The sequence below is a fragment of the Pseudomonas sp. R62 genome (assembly GCF_000257605.1).
Lineage (GTDB): Bacteria > Pseudomonadota > Gammaproteobacteria > Pseudomonadales > Pseudomonadaceae > Aquipseudomonas > Aquipseudomonas atacamensis.
Window position 1 is genome coordinate 1 of the sequence record NZ_AHZM01000927.1, and the last position, 769, is coordinate 769.

At 61.4% G+C, this 769-nt stretch carries 1 protein-coding gene; it reads left to right on the forward strand.

Annotated features, from left to right (window positions below):
* The coding region (locus OQK_RS01165; protein WP_038860295.1) for an ATP-binding response regulator at window positions 1-769 on the forward strand (769 nt) is incomplete at both ends.

A 769-nucleotide genomic window follows, 5' to 3' on the forward strand; every position in this document is an offset into this window, starting at 1 on the left:
CCCACCAGAACGAAGGCTTGAGCGCAGAGGCGCAGCAGCTGGTGCAACACCTCGACAGCTCGCTGCGTTCGGCGGAAGACCTGATCAGCGATCTGCTGGACATCTCGCGCCTGGAAAACGGCAAGATCAACCCGGATCGCAAAGCCTTCGCCGTCAATGAACTGTTCGACACCCTCGGCGCAGAATTCAAGGCGCTGGCTCAAGAGCAAAAGCTCACGTTCCGGGTGCGTGGCAGTCAATTGCGCATCGACAGCGACATCAAACTGCTGCGGCGGATTCTGCAAAACTTCCTCACCAACGCGTTCCGCTATGCCAAAGGCCCGGTGCTGCTGGGCGTGCGTCGGCGCGGTGGCGAGCTGTGCCTGGAAGTATGGGATCGCGGCCCGGGCATTCCGGAAGACAAGCAGCAAGTGATTTTCGAAGAATTCAAACGCCTCGACAGCCACCAGACCCGCGCCGAAAAAGGTCTGGGCCTGGGTCTGGCGATCGCCGACGGCTTGTGCCGCGTGCTCGGGCATACCTTGCGCGTTCGTTCCTGGCCGGGGCGCGGCAGTGTGTTCAGCGTGACAGTGCCGATCGCCCGCACGCAAACGCCTCCAGTCAGCGCCACGGTGGAACTGAACGGAAAGCTGCTCAGCGGCGCGCAGGTACTGTGCATCGATAACGAAGACAGCATCCTGATCGGCATGAACAGCCTGTTGAGCCGCTGGGGCTGCCAAGTGTGGACGGCGCGCAATCGCGAAGAATGCGCAGCGATATTGAATGAAGG